The organism is Phyllobacterium sp. 628 (assembly GCF_014189505.1).
Lineage (GTDB): Bacteria > Pseudomonadota > Alphaproteobacteria > Rhizobiales > Rhizobiaceae > Phyllobacterium.
This window is the reverse complement of record NZ_CP050301.1, coordinates 2,045,652-2,061,433: the sequence shown is the minus strand read 5'-3', so window position 1 is coordinate 2,061,433 and position 15,782 is coordinate 2,045,652. Positions and strand designations below refer to the sequence as shown.

Sequence of the window (15,782 nt, the reverse complement as noted above, 5' to 3'; positions counted from 1 at the left end):
TTCAGAACCAGGCAAAATGGCAATGAAAGCTGATCTCCCCCCTTGTGGGGGAGATGTCCGACAGGACAGAGGGGGTGAAGCAGCGCCAATATCACCGTTTCATCTCCCACGTTGTCACGCGCTCGCCGGTCTGCGGATCCTTGCCGTCCTTCAGTTGGATGCCTTTTTCCAGCAGTTCGTCGCGAATACGATCCGCTTCAGCAAAGCTTTTGGCTGCAAGCAGCGACAGGCGGTCGCTGATCTTTGCGTCAAGCTCAACCTTGAAGGCATCGGACAGATCAGCCGCCGACGGGCCTGCGACATTGACGCCAAGCAAGGCAAATGCAGCACGGTAATCCTCCGGGCTGACTGAACCAGATTTCCGGATTGCAGCCAGCCAGTTGATCAGGCTTGGTGTTGCCAGATCGTCGGACAGGATGGTGATGGCATCATCGGGGATAACACCAATGGGTGCGTCACCGACATATTCGCGCGCCTTGACCAGAATATTCTCGGCTTCCTCAAGCCGGTTGACGGTAAAATCAATCGGTTCGCGGTAGTTGGTCATGAGCATCGCCAGACGCAGCACTTCACCGGGCCATTTGCGATCACCAAAGACTTTCGTCTCCAGCAATTCATTGATCGTGAAGAAGTTGCCCGCGCTCTTGGCCATTTTCTGGCCTTCGACCTGCAGGAAGCCATTGTGCATCCAGATATTGGCCATCCGGTCCGTGCCAAATGCGCAGCATGACTGGGCGATCTCGTTTTCATGGTGCGGAAAGACAAGATCAATGCCGCCGGCATGAATATCGAAGATGTTCTTCATCGGATCGTCGCAATAAAGCCCGCCGCCGAATGGCTCCAGCAGTTTTGCCATCGACATGGCGGAGCATTCGATATGCCAGCCGGGGCGGCCCAATCCTTCAATGCCCGCAGGCGATGGCCAGCCGGGCTCATCCACCTTGGATGGCTTCCACAGAACAAAATCCATCTCATCGCGCTTGTAGGAGGCGACATCCACCCGTGCGCCAGCCAGCATATCATCGGCCGAGCGGCGGGCGAGCAGACCATAGGGCGGCCCCTTGCGCGCATTCATGGCCGATGGCGAAAACAGCACATGACCATCAGCGACATAGGCAACGCCCTGTTCGATAAGACGGTCAATCATGGCGACCATCTCTTTGATGTAATCCGTTGCACGCGGCTGATCCGAAGGCTCAAGATTGCCCAGAGCCTTCACATCCGCCTGAAACTGCGCATTGGTCTTGTCGGTGACCACGCGGATTGCCTCGTTCAAAGGCATATCCGGATAGTCACGCGCCGCGCGGGCGTTGATCTTGTCATCGACGTCGGTGATGTTGCGCACATAGGTCACGCGCTGGTCGCCATAGATGTGACGCAGCAGCCGGAACAGCACATCGAACACGATGACAGGCCGCGCATTGCCGATATGGGCATAGTCATAAACGGTGGGACCGCAGACATACATACGCACGTTTTGGGCGTCGATCGGCACGAAGGTTTCCTTCGTGCGGGTGAGCGTGTTGTAGAGGCTCAGTGTCTGCGGCATGTCTTTGATCTCAAATTTACAGGTTTCAATCGTAAAAACGCATATTATTACGCTGGTCTGGCGACCGGTGCGTTTCACATCTTTGGATCAAATTTTGAGACGAAAACGGCCGGGCCAGCGAAGGGCTAGCTGATAATAATCCGACAGGTAATAATCGTTACGGACGACGTTTTCATGATTGCATTTATGGTTGAGCGGGAGCCGCACGTCAAGCGCCACGTGTCAGCAGACCGGTGTGACAAATTTATCGGTTTTGAATTGGTTAATGCAAATTAACCGGAAAGCCCAAAATCCTCCCGGAAAGTGCCTTTTTCCGGCCCAATTGACCGGGATTCCTGCTTCCCAGATCAACGGGGAATTGTCCCCGCTTACAGGACCGGACAAATGACCAACACTTCCGTAGCGGCCAAAGCCCGCGACACCGTTTTCGCCGATCATCTTGCTGCCCAATACCGCGCGATTGGCCCGGCAGCGGTTCAAGCTGCTGTCATGACCAAGCCACGCCAGCGCCCGCTCATGAACCTCGTTTCAAGCGTTCAGGAAACGGACTAACAGACTGAGAGCTATCCCGGCCATTACCAGGCCGATCAGAACATCAAGAACGCGCCATGCGGCCGGCTTTGCAAAAACCGGCTGCAACAGCCTTGCTCCGTAGCCGAGGCCAAAGAACCAGACGAAGGAGGCCACTGCCGCGCCGCCGCCATAGGCCACACGGTTCACGCCTTCGAAACGCGCCGACAGGCCTCCAAGCAAGACCACCGTATCCAAATAGACATGCGGATTGAGGAACGTGAGTGCGAGAACGGTGGCGATTGCCGCCTTCAGCGACCCCTCACCTGACTTTGCCGCCTGCATGGCTTCCGGCTTGAGCGCACGGCGGAACGCGACCGAGGCATACCAGAACAGGAATGCAGCACCGCCGAGTGTAACAACGGAAATGAGTGTTGGCGACCGGGCGATAAGAGTGCCGAGACCGGCCACACCGGCGGTGATCAACAACGCATCGGACAGAGCGCAAATCAGGCTCAATATGAAAACATGCTGCTGCAGGAGCCCCTGACGCAGGATGAAGGCATTTTGCGCGCCAATGGCGATAATCAGCGAGGCACCAAGAAGGAAACCGGATAGAGTGGCGGAGAACATGGGATAAATCCTGAAATGTCGAGTATGGGCGGAGGGTTATAAATCAGAAGAGTTTCATCTGATCATCAGGCTCCGGCGGCTTTTGCCGCACCGGTTTTTTGGCGTCCTGTAAGCCTTCAGCCACTCTTTCCTGAATATCAGGCCCCATATTGGCAACCTTGTTGACCTTGTCCGAAACGGGAATGGCTTCAAAGAAATCAGCCTGAGCCGGTTTCAGCAGGTCTGCCACGTGGCGCGGCTCCTGTGTCTTGCAATCAAGCCAGCGGCTGAAATCCTTCGGTTCGATGACGACCGGCATACGGTCATGGATCGGGCGCAGCGTTTCATTGGCGCTTGTGGTCAAAATAGCGCCCGTATCCATTTCCGAGCCTTCTGCATTACCCCAGGGCTCGTAAAGCCCGGCGAAGGCAATGACGCCGCCATGTTTGGGTCGAATCCAGAAGGCTTGCGACTTGTTCTTGCCGTCGCGCCGCCATTCATAAAAACCCGAGGCCGGGATCAGCGCGCGGCGGTGGCGCATGGCAGTCTTGAACGATGCTTTCTCGATGGCGGTTTCCGAACGGGCATTGATCATCAATGGATAAGTGCTGGTGTCCTTGACCCAGCCCGGAATGAAACCCCAGCGCACGAGCAGTGCCTGCCGGTCGGGACGGTTGCTGCCGGGCGGCGGCGTTTCGCCCGAGACGATCATCAGGACAGGCTGCGTCGGCGCTATATTGAAACGTGGAGGAAAGTCTTCGAGCTCCATCAAGCCCAGCAAAGCTTCGATTTCTTCCGGTGTTCCGAGAAGGGCAAAACGTCCGCACATGCAATGAGAGCCTGAATTTGATTTTGGAAGGGGCGATCATCCGCATTTGTCATGCCGGGTCAAGATCGAGTTTGCGATCTTCCATAAGCCAAAGAATCTCGCCTTAGAGGAAAATGCGGGTCATACTGGCACTGATTATCTCTCCCCCTGCGGGAGAGAACGGATTTTCTTGGATTTAGCCTCTTCGCTAAATCCTTAGAAAATCCAAGAGAGGGGGTAAACTGGTTTAACGAATTCCCCTCTCTTGCGATTTCTAGCACTTGAGCTTCGCTGCGCTCGCTAAGATGCTGAAATCGCTTTCTCCCCCGCAAGGGGGAGATAACTGGCGGCACCATCGGTCCAACCACCCGCCGTGCCCCTTGTCAAAACGTCAACCGCAACATACCCCTACCAGATGGCACAGATTCCGCTTTCCCCTGATGTTGACGGCGTTTCAGCTGTCTGTATTCGCGACGGGGCATTTTTGCTCGTCGAGCGCGGGCGTGAGCCGTCTAAGGGCTGGCTGGCCTTTCCGGGCGGGCGGCGCGAAGACGGCGAAGCGCCGCAAACAGCAGCCATTCGCGAGCTTTTTGAAGAAACCGGCATCCGGGCGACAGAGGTATCGTATCTCAACACGGTGGTCTTTGATTATTCGACACCGGAATTTCCTGCGCCTAAAGCATACCACCTTGCGGTTTTTCTCGTGCATGATGCGACCGGCGACGCTGTTGCGGCGGACGATGCAGCCGCTGTGCATTGGCTGACACTTAAGGAAATGGCTGCGTTTGACGTGACCGAAAGCGTGCTTGAAATGGCTCATCTGCTGGCAAAGCAGTTTAAAAGTTGAGGGCACAGGGTTTTGCGCCTTGAAGACGCCTTGCTTTCCAGCCACAACCATCGGTAGGGGAATCCACCGTAACAAGGCAAATTCGTGCGCTGCAAAGCATTGATATCCGCATTCGTGCTGGCAATCGCCACTGCTTTACCCGCCTATGCGGTCGATCCCCTGTATGAAACAAAACTCATTCGTCTGGCAGAAGTGATGGGATCCATTCACTCATTGCGTAACCTGTGCGGCGAGAAAAGCAGCCAGTGGCGCGACCGGATGGATTCCCTGCTGGCGGCGGAAAATCCCGACCCTGCCCGGCGGGCGCGGCTGGTGGCCAGCTTCAATAGGGGCTACCGGACTTTTACCGAGACTTATACGACCTGTACGAGCCAGGCGATTGCGGCGATTGACCGCTATCAGATCGAAGGAGAAAGGCTTTCTTCGGAGATCATATCGGGCTATGGAAATTAACCAGGCTTTAACTGTTGAAGCCAAAGGACCGCATTTTAAGCAAAACTTATGGTATTGTTTAGCGGCAGTTTAAGAATTGGCTTCGGCCAAGGATGGTATAATCATGAACATGACATCGGCAGACCTCGATAAGTTGGTTGCAGAAGAAAAAAAGCTGGTTGCGATCGAATATCAGAATGAAGTCTGGGCAGATGGCACGCTTGAGGGCATCGAGCCTGAGATTATGGCGGAAGCTGCATTTACGACCGCGTTGATCGAATTGATCCGCGATAACGGCGAAGTGTCCGCGTTGACCTTGCTTGAGGCGTTGCGTGAACGTATTTCTGCAGGTGAATTTTCCGCGAATCGCGTCCTGCAATAATTTAACTTCCAGGTGATCCTTTATATGCTCGAAAAGCTCGCTTCCGTGATCACCAGAACAGGATTTTTAGCCGCAGCCCTTTGCGTCTGCGCTGTTCCTGCCTATGCAGCCGGAATTGATACGCCGGTTCAGCTGGCGCTAAGCGAGATCAAGAAGGAAGAGCTGCCAAAGGCTGCCGAAACAGCCCCTGCCAAACCCGATGGTGAAAAAGCTCCCGTGGCTGCACCTCCGGCAACACCAGCGCCAGCCGCTTCCGAGACCAAACCAGCGGCAGCACCTGAAAAGCCTGCAGCCCCGGCCGCAACGCCAGATAAGAAAGCACCCGAGGCTCCGGCTGCCAAGCAAGACGACGCTGGTGCACGCAGCAACCCTGCATTGCCCAATGTGCCTGAAGGATCGCCGCCGCCCCATGTCGAATATGACGTCAGCAAGCTGCCCTTCCCGGTGCAGAAAATGCGCGAACTGATCCTTACTGCGGCTAAATCCGGTTCACTGGAAGCCTTGCGGCCATTGATAGGCTCGGGCGACGATATGACCATGCTGTCATTGGCCGATAATACGGACGGCGATCCGATTGCCTACCTCAAAAGCCTTGCCGGTGACACGGAAGGCCAGGAAATCCTCGCGATCGCGGTCGATATCCTGAATTCCGGTTATGTGCATCTCGACGCGGGCACGCCGGACGAGCTCTATGTCTGGCCATATTTCTTCGCCTACCCGCTCGACAAGCTTGATGCCAAGCAGCGTGTTGAACTTTTCCAGATTGTCACCGCCGGTGATTATGACGAGATGAAGCAATTCGGAACCTATGTGTTCTACCGTCTCGGCATTACGCCGAAGGGCCGCTGGCGCTTCTTCGTCAACGGCGATTAAACGGCGCTGCTACCCATATAGCGTGTGGGTGTGACACCAAACACCCGTCTGAACATGGCGATGAACGCACTGATATTGGTGTAGCCAACATCGAGCGCTATGGTGGTTACTGGAACTCCGGAAGCCAAAAGTTCCAAAGCCCGCATCAACCGGGCGCGTTGACGCCATTCCGTAAAGGTAAATCCGGTTTCAATCACAAATTTGCGTGTCAGCGTGCGGACAGGGATACCGGCCCAATCCGCCCACTCCCCGGCCTTTCGCTCATCCAGCAGATTGTCAGCAAAGGTTTGCGCTATGCGCAAAAGCCGTGGATCCATGGGCAGCGGCAAGCCCAGATTCTCCTGCGGCAGGCTGCGAATCTCATCCAGAATGACGCGCGCGATACGATCTTGCGCTGCATTCAGATCATCTCCGCTCCATACGGCAGCCCGGTTCACCGCTTCACGCAACAGCGCCGAACTGCGCAATGTGCAAGGGGATGCCGGAAGATCGGCGCATTCCGATTCTGCCACATAGACACTCCAGCCGAAATACGGCCCATGCGAGCGCAGGGCGTGCTGATGATGCGGCGGTATCCAAACCGCATGAATGGCAGGTACCACCCATTGCCCTTTCGCTGTTCCAAGGGTCAGCAGTCCGGTGCTGGCACCCAGCAATTGGCCGCGGGCATGGGCGTGAAAACCCACCTGCCGGGGAATACCTTCCTTCTGCTTGGCAGCGATAATCATTGGCCCGCTGGCTGACATAGCCCGTTCTGGACTGATCAAGGCGTTCATTTGGCCTCAACACGGTATTCATTGGCTAGGATACGATAGCAGAGCCACCAGTAAACGCATAGTCTGCTCCCATCACGTTCGAAAAGGAGATCATCATGCGTGCTCAAGACATTCTGCCAGACGATATCAATCAAGTTCACATCAACGACGTTCCGGTGCGCAAGGGCACAGTTGGTGCGTTTCTTGCCAATGCGCGGGTCTGGCTCAATCCTGATGCCCCGGCTGAGGATCAGGCTGCGGCCGAACAGGATATTATCGATGCCCTGCCCGCATTGACAGCATTGACAGCATTGGGCGTGTTCGAGTTCCTGTCCATTCGAAACTCCAAACTGAACAACCTCGTGGTCACACATCTCTAAATGATATTGGCGGCTTGCCGCCAATATTCTCCCCTTCTGAAAAAGAATTCAAAAAAATCCGGGGCGATGTCACATTCGGCTTTTCCATCTCGTCTTGTGTGCAGGCAACTGAATGCCAGACAATGGAGATGATGATGAAAGCCAGATTGAACCCATACAATTACGCTGCAACAATGAAGCCAATGTTTGCGATGGAAGAAACCGTCGTGAAAAGCGGGCTGGAACACAGCCTCATAGAGCTGGTGAAAATGCGTGCATCGCAGATCAATGGCTGTGCCTATTGTATTGATATGCATTCGAAAGATGCGATCAAAAGCGGCGAGACCGTCCAGCGTCTGGTCCTGCTTGATGCATGGCAGGAATCACCGCTTTATAGCGACCGTGAACGTGCCGCTCTCGCCTGGACCGAAGTGCTGACACTGGTTGCCGAGACACATGTTCCCGATAGCGACTTCGAGACACTGAAACAGCATTTCACCGAAGAGGAGATCGTCAAGCTCACTATGCTGATCGTGACCATCAACAGTTGGAACCGCATTTCCATCGGTTTCCGCGCTATCCATCCCGTGGAAAAAGCCAGTGCCGCAGCCTGACGCCACAGAAACGTTCAACCGTCTTCGGCCACGGCTGATCCGCATTGCATACCGCATGGTTGGATCGGTCGCCGAGGCGGAAGACATCGTTCAGGAAGGTTTCATTCGCTGGCACCAGACCGACCGGTCGCAGGTGCGCAGCGAGGAGGCCTTCCTTGTGCGCACCATATCGCGGCTTTGCCTTGACCATCTGAAGTCCGCCCGTGTGCGAAGGGAGACCTATGTGGGAAGCTGGCTGCCGGAACCGATCTTTGATCCGAGTGAAGAAGAAGCGGACAGTGATATCACGCTGACGCTGATGATGGCGCTCGAACGTCTCTCGCCGCTCGAGCGGGCTGCATTCCTCCTGCACGATGTGTTCGGGCAGGATTTCAATCAGATTTCAGAGGCCATCGGCCGCGATGCAGCGACCTGCAGGCAGCTTGCCAGCCGGGCCCGTACCCATGTGCAGCAGGCTAAACCACGTTTTCCTGTCTCGGATGAGCATGGCCAGGATATTGCGACAGCCTTCTACAATGCCTCGCGCAACGGTGACATGCAGACGCTGCAGGCTTTGCTCGCCGATGACGTTACGCTTTACACCGATGGCGGCGGTATCCGCTCGTCAGCGATCAACCCGGTCTACACGCTGGATAAGGTGTCACGCTTCTTCGATGGCATTGGCCGGCGGTTGCAATACAAGCTGTCGCCACTCGTGCACCAGGGGCTGATCGATGGTCTCCCCGGTTTTGTGACACGCGAGTCGGACGGCCTGATCCAGACGACGGCACTCGAGATCGAGGACGGCAAGATCAAAGCGATCTACATTGTTCGCAATCCGGAGAAACTTGGGCATCTGGCATTCCCGAATTGAGCGAAGAGCGCTAAACTTGCGCCTCTCCCTCAAACAGCGGAATCAACCATGCCAGAATTGACGATGTATCAGGTCGATGCTTTCACCAGTGCGCTTTTCCGCGGCAATCCGGCAGCTGTGCTCGTTCTTGACGATTGGCTGCCAGAGGCAACGATGCAGAATATCGCAGCCGAGAACAATCTGGCTGAAACCGCGTTTACCCGGCCCAATGGCAAAGGCTGGGACCTGCGCTGGTTTACGCCGGTGCATGAGGCGCCTTTCTGCGGACATGCCACACTGGCGACATCACATGTGCTGGCGCATGAAATGCGTATTGAGGGCCAATTGGTGTTTGAAACGCAGGTTGGCACATTGCGCGTTGACCGCAAAGACGGCGGCTATCAGCTTGATTTCCCTAATTTTCCACCAGAATTGCTCAATGATATTCCAGCACCGCTGACAACGATTTTCGGGACTGGCGATATAAAGGCATTTCGAAATTTCGAGAATATATTTGTCGAGCTTGCCGATGAACAGGCGGTTGTCGACTTCGTTCCCGACCACCCGGAAATTCTGAAGCTCGATCCGCTTAGCCTCGTTGTGACGGCAAAAGGCAATGAACACGATTTTGTTTCGCGCTATTTTGCACCACTTGCCGGTATCCCGGAAGACCCGGTCACTGGCTCTATTCACGCGACGCTGGTGCCCTATTGGGCGGGAAGACTCGGCAAGACCAAGCTTTCGGCATTTCAGCGTTCAAGCCGCGGCGGGCATCTCCTGTGCGGACTGAAAGGCGATCGCGTCCTGATTGCAGGATCGGCGATCACCTTCATGAAGGCGCAGATTTATCTGCCTTGACCGAGGGCTTCACCAAACAGAACCGGCTCGCCCTGTGATGGCGTGACGATTTCGCCATCCCACATGATCTTGCGGCCACGGATGATCGTGCCGACAGGCCAGCCGGTAACAATCTTGCCGTCATAGGGCGTCCAGCCTGCCTTTGAGCCGACCTGTGCATTGGTAATGGTTTCACGCCGCTTCATATCGACAATGGTCAAATCAGCGTCGTAGCCAACGGCGATGCGGCCCTTGTTGGCCATTCCGAACAGGCGGTTGGGACCATGCGAACTCAGATCAACAAACCGCTCGATTGACAGGCGGCCCGCATTCACATGATCGAGCATGATCGGCACCAGCGTCTGCACGCCGGTCATACCGGATGGCGACGCGGGATAGGGTTTCGCCTTCTCTTCCAGAGTGTGTGGGGCGTGATCAGAACCGAGCACATCGACAATCCCCTGCCCGATGCCTTTCCAGACGCCGTCGCGATGGCGCGCATCACGCACCGGCGGGTTCATCTGGATGAGTGTCCCCAGCGTGGCGTACTGGCTGGCATCCAATGTCAGATGGTGCGGTGTCGCCTCACAGCTTGCTACATCCTTGTGCCCCGCAAGAAAATCGATCTCTTCGGCTGTCGAAATATGCAGAACGTGGATGCGTGCACCGGTTTCGCGGGCGATGCGCACCAGCCGCTGGGTGCATTGCAACGCCGCGATTTCATCACGCCAGATAGGATGCGATGAGGGATCATTGGCAACGCGGAAGCTTTCGCGTTCACGCAGGCGGAATTCGTCTTCCGAATGGAAGGCTGCCCGGCGGCGGGTGTTGCGCAGGATGGAGCTGACACCCTCATCATCTTCAACCAGCAAATCACCCGTCGACGAGCCCATGAATACCTTGATACCGGCAGCGCCAGGCAAACGCTCAAGCTCGGCAACATCCTTGGCATTGTCGCGCGTGCCACCCACCCAGAAAGCAAAATCGCAATGCATGCGATGGCGGCCGCGCCGCACCTTGTCTTCCAGTGTTTCGGCTGATGTGGTCAGCGGCTTGGTGTTGGGCATTTCAAAGACGGCGGTAACGCCGCCGAGAACGGCAGAACGTGAACCGCTTTCCAGATCTTCCTTGTGTTCAAGGCCGGGCTCACGGAAATGCACCTGGCTGTCAACAACACCGGGGAGAATGTGCAGGCCAGTCGCATCGATGACTTCACCCGCATCGGCACTGCCAAGGTTACCAATGGCGGCAATCCGCCCATTGGTGATGCCGATATCACGCAGACCCACACCATCCTGATTTACAACCAGTCCACTCCTGAAAATTGTATCAAACGTCTGAGCCATTTGCTTTCCATTCCTGCCTTGCGAACCCTTCACTTGCGGCTTACGTAACAGGGACAGGAAAGGCAAGGGTGATGCGATGCCATCGGCAAACTTAAGCGGAAGAGTGATCCTCGATGTAACCGGCGAGGATGCGGAAAAGTTCCTGCAGAATCTGATTACGACCGATCTCGATACGCTTGATGAAGGCGACCTGAAACCCGGGGCACTGCTCAGCCCGCAAGGCAAGATCCTGTTCGAATTTCTTGTCTCCCGTACGGCAAAGGGCCTGCGGCTAGATACGCTGCAAACATCCGTCGATGACCTTATGAAACGGCTGACGCTCTACAAGCTGCGCGCCAAGGTGCAAATTGCTGTGCAGCCTGAATCACTTATCTGGGTTTCCTGGCAAGATGAGTCAGGTGTTTCAGAAACTGATTCAACCGTCACCGATCGCCGTTTCCCCGATGCATTGAAGGTCAAGCGCCATTATGGCGGCGATACCGGTGTGGATGCCGGAGAAGCCGAATGGATGGCGGTGCGGATTGCCCACGGGGTGGCGGAAGCGCCTTTTGATTACGCGCTTGGCGATGCCTTTCCGCACGATGTCAATCTGGACCAGACCGGCGGCGTTTCCTTCAAGAAGGGTTGTTTCATCGGTCAGGAAGTTGTCTCGCGCATGCAGCACCGTGGTACGGCGCGGCGCCGCATCCTTGTTGTGACTGGCAATAAAAATCTGCCCGATACAGGAACTGCCATTACCGCACAGGATCGCGAGATCGGCATGCTTGGTAGCGTTGTTGGCAGTGCCGGACTGGCGCATGTGCGGATAGACCGTGTGAAAGATGCAACGGATGCAGGCACGCCGATCCTGTCAGGAGATACCGTCCTTGAGCTTGCCATTCCGCCCGAACACCGCTTTACATTTCCCGTGACGACCCAAGAGGCTTAGCCTCAGGGACTGAGGAGCGATATTGACAGTGCCATGGTTCGTGGTTCGACAAGCTCACCATGGGGGAGAATGAGGATTGTAGGGGTATAATCTGCGAAGCTGCCGGTTAGCCTTGCAGCTTCACTCTCCCTCATGGTGAGCTTGTCGAACCACGAACCATACGTCATACAGCTGTAAGCAGCTATTTTCATAAGATTGACCAAGGCTTAGCGGAGATTTCATGCCGAAACCGGCAAAGCCAACCACAAAACAAACAAATGAACTGCGGGCATGGCAGCGCATGCTGTCCGGTCGCAGGCTGGATTTGCTTGATCCTTCGCCCCTCGACATTGAAATTGAAGATATAGCGCAGGGCCTGTCGCGCGTTGCCCGCTGGAATGGCCAGACCGTCGGCGATCACGCCTATTCGGTGGCGCAGCATTCCCTGCTGGTTGAGCATATTTTCGGCATGATTGTACCGGATGCGACGGCTGACCACCGTCTCGCAGCGCTTCTGCATGATGCACCGGAATACGTCATCGGCGACATGATTTCGCCGTTCAAGGCCGTGGTCGGCGGCGATTACAAGAATATCGAGTTGCGATTGCAGCACGCCATTCATCTGCGTTTCGCCCTCGCACCCAATGTTTCACAAGGGCTGCGCAGCCAGATCAAGCGCGCTGATGCCATCGCCGCCTATTTTGAAGCGACACGGCTGGCGGGATTTGCCGAGACGGAAGCAGTGCTTTTCTTTGGCCGTCCACGCGGGATTGATCCGCAGGGGCTCGACTTGACCGCCATGGCGACCCAGAATGCGCAAAATGCCTTTCTGCAGCGTTTCGCTGTATTGGAATCACAACGCGCCAGCAGCCGATAGAGAGCCGATCATGCCGCATATCATCATTTCACCGCTTTCCCGCATCGCTGAAACCGCGACGCGTTCCGGTGCGCGCGATATGGTGACGCTGATCAATATGGGCACACCGGTGGAGCGACCCGGCGAGATTGCGGCCGAACGGCATCTGTTTCTCGGCTTCAACGACATCGTAGAACCAGCCGAAGGCATGACACCGCCCGGCGCTGACCACGTGGAGAGTCTTATCGCCTTTGGCCGAGGCTGGAAGCGCGACACACCCCTGCTCATCCATTGCTATGCGGGCATATCGCGTTCCACCGCTGGGGCCTATATCACTGCACTGGCCCTCAATCCCGAGCTGGACGAAGCTCGGCTGGCACATATTTTGCGGCAGAACGCGCCATCGGCAACACCCAATAGCAGGCTCGTTGCGCTGGCCGATGATATGCTGAGCCGCAAGGGCCGTATGGTCGATGCCATCAAGTCCATCGGCCGGGGTGAAGATGCCTTTGAAGGTACGCCATTCATTTTGCCGCTTGTGGTTTAGCGATGACAGTTACCGGAGCGCCCAATGCGGTTGAAATCAATCTGAGCGCTGCGATTGCCGCAGTGGCAGACAATGACCCTTTGATATTGACGACACCTGCTGGTGACGACGCACAGCGCGATGAATTGCCGTTTGGCCCGTTCAATCCACTGGCGCACCGGACCTTTGAGACCGGTTTGCGCGAATGGGTGGCCGAGCAGACGCCCCTGCGGCTTGGCTATGTTGAACAGCTCTATACGTTCGGTGATCGCGGACGGCATAAAACGGCGGAAGACCGCGATCTGCATATCGTCTCCGTCGGCTATCTCGCACTGACACGCATTACCGACGACACCAAAGAAGCGTTGCGCAAATCCGGCGCGCGCTGGCGCAGCTGGTATTCCTTCCTGCCGTGGGAAGACTGGCGCGGCGGTAAGCCCGCCATGATTGAAGACACCATTCGCCCCGCCCTGTTCAAATGGGCCGAAACCGGCGGCGCACCGGCGCGGCTCAACCGCTTTCGTCTGGCTTTTGGCGATGACGGCATTGCCTGGGATGAAGAGCGGGTGCTGGAGCGGTATGAACTGCTTTATGAGGCCGGTCTGGTGACGGAAGCCATTCGCGACGGGCGGGCCGAACGCCCCGCCCTGTCGGGTCAGCTGGGATTGCCGATGAGCTTCGATCATCGCCGCATTCTGGCGACGGCAATCTCGCGGCTGCGGGCCAAGCTGAAATACCGGCCGGTGATTTTCGAACTGATGCCACCGACCTTCACGCTGACCGCATTGCAGGAAACCGTCGAAGCCATATCCGGCCGGCACCTGCACAAACAGAATTTCCGCCGGCTGGTGGAAGGTACGGAACTGGTCGAACCGACCGGCGCCGAGCAGACACAGGCGCGCGGCAGGCCTGCGGCGCTTTACCGGTTCAGGCACAATATTCTGGAGGAGCGCAGTGTCGCCGGCCTGCGGGTTGGCGGACGCGGATAGGAGACAGCATGACTGACAAACCAAGTGCGCTCAATGCGGATGGCATTTCCGAACCATTCGCTGTCGAGGACGTGCCATGGCAGGAATGGTCCGAAAACAAGCGTTACGGCTCGCGTTTTCGCTATCTTTCCGGCTTTGGCGGAGCTGGCCATGTTGGCGTTGCCATCGAAGAACTGGCGCCCGGCATGGAGTCGACCCTCAACTACTATCATATGCTGGAAGAGGAACAGTCGCTGATTATCGAAGGCGAGATGACCCTGAAACTCGGCGACAAGACCTACCGGGTCAAAGCGGGCGATTATGTCTGCTTTCCGGCAGGGCAGAAGGCTGGGCATTCCTTCTACAATCACAGCGATGCGCCCTGCCGCTTCCTCATGATTGGCGAAAAGAACCCCAATGACGTGATCGTCTATCCCGAGACCGGACGCGTCAGCGTTCGCCTGACCGGTGAAGGCTATGATAAATCAGCAGTCATGGAATATTGGCAAGGCGCGGATAAGGATCGGAAAGACGGAATCTGAGGTTTAATCCTATACGAATGTCGAATTGACCGGCTTTGAGTATTCAAGCAAATTCCTTGTATATTCAAAGTCATACTCGAGAGCTCGGTCATGTTAACCGCCACTCTTCGTTCAAATCGCTGCCCCTCCCATCCGGGCGCGCTTCTTGATGACATCATACCGGCTACCGGAAAGACGAAGGCGCAAATTGCCGAGCTTCTTGGTATATCGCGACAGCACTTTTATGACATTATCGGCGAGCGCAAACCCGTTTCGCCCGCCGTTGCTGCACGGCTTGGTAAGGCTTTTGGCGATGGAGCGGCTGTATGGCTTCGTATGCAGGCTGCCTATGATGCATGGCATGTAGAGCGGGAAGTGGATGTGAGCAATATTCCAACGATCCGCGCTGCGTAGCTTTATTTCAGCGGATACACATGCTCATCGCCGGGGAATGCCCGTGATCTGACGTCATCGGCATAGGCCTTCACCGCCTGATCGATACCAGCGCCGATGCTGCCATATACCTTGACGAATTTGGGCGGCTTCGGATTGTAGCCAAGCATATCCTCAAGCACGAGGATCTGCCCGTCGCATTCGCGCGAGCCGCCGATGCCAATGGTTGAAATGGGTATTTCGCGTGAAATTTCTGCGGCAAGTGGTTCGACAATGCCTTCCAGCACCACGGAAAATGCTCCGGCATCGCTGACTGCCTTCGCATCAGCCTTGATCAGCGGCCAAAGCGCGGTGTCACGGCCTTGCGTCTTGAAACCGCCCAGTGTGTTGACCGATTGCGGCGTCAAACCGATATGCGCCATGACAGGAATACCGCGATCGGCGAGGAAACGGATCGTTTCGGCCATGCGCGCACCGCCTTCGATCTTCACACCGCCACAGCCGGTTTCCTGCATGATACGTGCGGCATTGCGAAACGCCAGCGCAGGGCTTTCCTCATAACTGCCAAAAGGCATGTCGATGATAACCATGGCGCGTTTCGAGCCACGCACAACCGCACGGCCATGCATGATCATCATATCCAGGGAAACACCAAGCGTGGAATCCATTGCATAAAGCACCATGCCGAGACTGTCGCCAACGAGCAGGATATCGCAATGATTATCGGCAATACGCGCCGTGTTGGCGTGGTAAGAGGTAAGCGCAACAATGGGTTCGCCGCCTTTGCGGGCGCGAATCTCGGGCGCAGTCACCCGGCGCATGACGATTTCCTGGCTCATGACGGTTCCTCCTGCT

21 protein-coding genes are annotated in these 15,782 nt (G+C 56.2%); 15 read left to right on the top strand and 6 right to left on the bottom strand.

Features of this window, described 5'->3' with window-relative positions; genetic code table 11:
• Positions 1-91 precede the first annotated feature (91 nt).
• Positions 92-1,549, bottom strand: a complete 1,458-nt coding sequence (gene cysS, locus HB779_RS11725) for a cysteine--tRNA ligase (protein WP_188342584.1) — start codon at positions 1,547-1,549, stop codon at positions 92-94.
• A gap of 384 nt (positions 1,550-1,933) precedes the next feature.
• Here cysS and HB779_RS11720 point away from each other — a divergent pair, with 384 nt between their 5' ends.
• Positions 1,934-2,101, top strand: coding sequence for a hypothetical protein (locus HB779_RS11720; RefSeq protein ID WP_188342583.1), 168 nt, complete (start codon positions 1,934-1,936; stop codon positions 2,099-2,101).
• On the opposite strand, the gene HB779_RS11715 is transcribed toward HB779_RS11720, so the two are convergent.
• Positions 2,078-2,692, bottom strand: a complete 615-nt coding sequence (locus HB779_RS11715; protein ID WP_188342582.1) for a LysE/ArgO family amino acid transporter — start codon at positions 2,690-2,692, stop codon at positions 2,078-2,080. The genes HB779_RS11720 and HB779_RS11715 overlap by 24 nt on opposite strands.
• 43 nt (positions 2,693-2,735) lie before the next feature.
• A complete protein-coding gene (locus HB779_RS11710; RefSeq protein ID WP_188342581.1) occupies positions 2,736-3,500 on the bottom strand; it encodes an SOS response-associated peptidase in 765 nt (254 codons plus the stop codon).
• Positions 3,501-3,894: 394 nt separating this feature from the next.
• On the opposite strand from HB779_RS11710, the gene HB779_RS11705 reads away from it, so the two are divergent.
• The 4 genes from HB779_RS11705 (at position 3,895) to HB779_RS11690 (ending at position 6,013) form a co-directional block, all read left to right on the top strand.
• On the top strand, positions 3,895-4,326 hold the full coding sequence (locus HB779_RS11705) for an NUDIX hydrolase (RefSeq protein ID WP_188342580.1): 432 nt from the start codon (positions 3,895-3,897) through the stop codon (positions 4,324-4,326).
• 117 nt (positions 4,327-4,443) lie between these two features.
• The gene (locus HB779_RS11700) at positions 4,444-4,779 is read left to right on the top strand and encodes a TIGR02301 family protein (RefSeq protein WP_244642616.1); all 336 of its coding nucleotides are present in this window, start codon (positions 4,444-4,446) and stop codon (positions 4,777-4,779) included.
• A 103-nt stretch (positions 4,780-4,882) separates the two neighbouring features.
• Positions 4,883-5,140, top strand: a complete 258-nt coding sequence (locus HB779_RS11695) for a hypothetical protein (RefSeq protein WP_188342578.1) — start codon at positions 4,883-4,885, stop codon at positions 5,138-5,140.
• Positions 5,141-5,164: 24 nt separating this feature from the next.
• Positions 5,165-6,013, top strand: a complete 849-nt coding sequence (locus HB779_RS11690; protein WP_188342577.1) for a hypothetical protein — start codon at positions 5,165-5,167, stop codon at positions 6,011-6,013.
• Here HB779_RS11690 and HB779_RS11685 read toward each other — a convergent pair.
• A complete protein-coding gene (locus HB779_RS11685; protein WP_188342576.1) occupies positions 6,010-6,789 on the bottom strand; it encodes a helix-turn-helix transcriptional regulator in 780 nt (259 codons plus the stop codon). The two genes, HB779_RS11690 and HB779_RS11685, sit on opposite strands and share 4 nt — an antisense overlap.
• 95 nt (positions 6,790-6,884) lie before the next feature.
• On the opposite strand from HB779_RS11685, the gene HB779_RS11680 reads away from it, so the two are divergent.
• The 4 genes from HB779_RS11680 to HB779_RS11665 all read left to right on the top strand — a co-directional run bounded on the left by HB779_RS11680 (position 6,885) and on the right by HB779_RS11665 (position 9,431).
• Positions 6,885-7,148 carry a hypothetical protein gene (locus tag HB779_RS11680; protein WP_188342575.1) on the top strand — a complete coding sequence of 88 codons (264 nt, stop codon included), beginning with the start codon at positions 6,885-6,887 and terminating at the stop codon, positions 7,146-7,148.
• A gap of 134 nt (positions 7,149-7,282) precedes the next feature.
• Entirely contained in the window at positions 7,283-7,741 is a 459-nt protein-coding gene (locus HB779_RS11675) for a carboxymuconolactone decarboxylase family protein (RefSeq protein ID WP_188342574.1), read from the top strand.
• Complete coding sequence (locus HB779_RS11670) at positions 7,728-8,594, top strand: sigma-70 family RNA polymerase sigma factor (protein WP_188342573.1); 867 nt, start codon at positions 7,728-7,730, stop codon at positions 8,592-8,594. Before HB779_RS11675 ends, HB779_RS11670 begins: the two co-directional genes overlap by 14 nt.
• Positions 8,595-8,642: 48 nt before the next feature.
• Complete coding sequence (locus tag HB779_RS11665) at positions 8,643-9,431, top strand: PhzF family phenazine biosynthesis protein (protein WP_188342572.1); 789 nt, start codon at positions 8,643-8,645, stop codon at positions 9,429-9,431.
• Here HB779_RS11665 and HB779_RS11660 read toward each other — a convergent pair.
• Positions 9,419-10,756, bottom strand: coding sequence for a dihydroorotase (locus HB779_RS11660; RefSeq protein ID WP_188342571.1), 1,338 nt, complete (start codon positions 10,754-10,756; stop codon positions 9,419-9,421). The genes HB779_RS11665 and HB779_RS11660 overlap by 13 nt on opposite strands.
• A 76-nt stretch (positions 10,757-10,832) precedes the next feature.
• Between HB779_RS11660 and HB779_RS11655 the strand changes: the two genes are divergently transcribed.
• The 6 genes from HB779_RS11655 to HB779_RS11630 all read left to right on the top strand — a co-directional run bounded on the left by HB779_RS11655 (position 10,833) and on the right by HB779_RS11630 (position 14,948).
• Positions 10,833-11,684, top strand: coding sequence for a folate-binding protein YgfZ (locus HB779_RS11655; RefSeq protein ID WP_188342570.1), 852 nt, complete (start codon positions 10,833-10,835; stop codon positions 11,682-11,684).
• A 220-nt stretch (positions 11,685-11,904) separates the two neighbouring features.
• Positions 11,905-12,540 (top strand): HD family hydrolase, encoded by a 636-nt coding sequence (locus HB779_RS11650; RefSeq protein WP_188342569.1) that lies wholly within the window; start codon positions 11,905-11,907, stop codon positions 12,538-12,540.
• Between the two features lie 10 nt (positions 12,541-12,550).
• A complete protein-coding gene (locus HB779_RS11645) occupies positions 12,551-13,066 on the top strand; it encodes a tyrosine phosphatase family protein (protein ID WP_188342568.1) in 516 nt (171 codons plus the stop codon).
• A 2-nt stretch (positions 13,067-13,068) separates the two neighbouring features.
• Positions 13,069-14,034, top strand: a complete 966-nt coding sequence (locus tag HB779_RS11640) for an NAD regulator (RefSeq protein ID WP_188342567.1) — start codon at positions 13,069-13,071, stop codon at positions 14,032-14,034.
• Positions 14,035-14,042: 8 nt separating this feature from the next.
• On the top strand, positions 14,043-14,555 hold the full coding sequence (locus tag HB779_RS11635; RefSeq protein WP_188342566.1) for a cupin domain-containing protein: 513 nt from the start codon (positions 14,043-14,045) through the stop codon (positions 14,553-14,555).
• Positions 14,556-14,645: 90 nt separating this feature from the next.
• On the top strand, positions 14,646-14,948 hold the full coding sequence (locus HB779_RS11630) for a HigA family addiction module antitoxin (protein WP_188342565.1): 303 nt from the start codon (positions 14,646-14,648) through the stop codon (positions 14,946-14,948).
• A gap of 2 nt (positions 14,949-14,950) precedes the next feature.
• Here HB779_RS11630 and panB read toward each other — a convergent pair whose 3' ends face one another.
• A complete protein-coding gene (gene panB / locus HB779_RS11625) occupies positions 14,951-15,766 on the bottom strand; it encodes a 3-methyl-2-oxobutanoate hydroxymethyltransferase (protein ID WP_188342564.1) in 816 nt (271 codons plus the stop codon).
• Positions 15,767-15,782 lie beyond the last annotated feature (16 nt).

Coding starts and splice junctions, on each gene's coding strand:
- cysS (WP_188342584.1), bottom strand. CDS start 1,549: ATGCCGCAGACACTGAGCCTCTACAACACGCTCACCCGCACGAAGGAA.
- HB779_RS11720 (WP_188342583.1), top strand. CDS start 1,934: ATGACCAACACTTCCGTAGCGGCCAAAGCCCGCGACACCGTTTTCGCC.
- HB779_RS11715 (WP_188342582.1), bottom strand. CDS start 2,692: ATGTTCTCCGCCACTCTATCCGGTTTCCTTCTTGGTGCCTCGCTGATT.
- HB779_RS11710 (WP_188342581.1), bottom strand. CDS start 3,500: ATGTGCGGACGTTTTGCCCTTCTCGGAACACCGGAAGAAATCGAAGCT.
- HB779_RS11705 (WP_188342580.1), top strand. CDS start 3,895: ATGGCACAGATTCCGCTTTCCCCTGATGTTGACGGCGTTTCAGCTGTC.
- HB779_RS11695 (WP_188342578.1), top strand. CDS start 4,883: ATGAACATGACATCGGCAGACCTCGATAAGTTGGTTGCAGAAGAAAAA.
- HB779_RS11690 (WP_188342577.1), top strand. CDS start 5,165: ATGCTCGAAAAGCTCGCTTCCGTGATCACCAGAACAGGATTTTTAGCC.
- HB779_RS11685 (WP_188342576.1), bottom strand. CDS start 6,789: ATGAACGCCTTGATCAGTCCAGAACGGGCTATGTCAGCCAGCGGGCCA.
- HB779_RS11680 (WP_188342575.1), top strand. CDS start 6,885: ATGCGTGCTCAAGACATTCTGCCAGACGATATCAATCAAGTTCACATC.
- HB779_RS11675 (WP_188342574.1), top strand. CDS start 7,283: ATGAAAGCCAGATTGAACCCATACAATTACGCTGCAACAATGAAGCCA.
- HB779_RS11665 (WP_188342572.1), top strand. CDS start 8,643: ATGCCAGAATTGACGATGTATCAGGTCGATGCTTTCACCAGTGCGCTT.
- HB779_RS11660 (WP_188342571.1), bottom strand. CDS start 10,756: ATGGCTCAGACGTTTGATACAATTTTCAGGAGTGGACTGGTTGTAAAT.
- HB779_RS11655 (WP_188342570.1), top strand. CDS start 10,833: ATGCCATCGGCAAACTTAAGCGGAAGAGTGATCCTCGATGTAACCGGC.
- HB779_RS11650 (WP_188342569.1), top strand. CDS start 11,905: ATGCCGAAACCGGCAAAGCCAACCACAAAACAAACAAATGAACTGCGG.
- HB779_RS11645 (WP_188342568.1), top strand. CDS start 12,551: ATGCCGCATATCATCATTTCACCGCTTTCCCGCATCGCTGAAACCGCG.
- HB779_RS11640 (WP_188342567.1), top strand. CDS start 13,069: ATGACAGTTACCGGAGCGCCCAATGCGGTTGAAATCAATCTGAGCGCT.
- HB779_RS11635 (WP_188342566.1), top strand. CDS start 14,043: ATGACTGACAAACCAAGTGCGCTCAATGCGGATGGCATTTCCGAACCA.
- HB779_RS11630 (WP_188342565.1), top strand. CDS start 14,646: ATGTTAACCGCCACTCTTCGTTCAAATCGCTGCCCCTCCCATCCGGGC.
- panB (WP_188342564.1), bottom strand. CDS start 15,766: ATGAGCCAGGAAATCGTCATGCGCCGGGTGACTGCGCCCGAGATTCGC.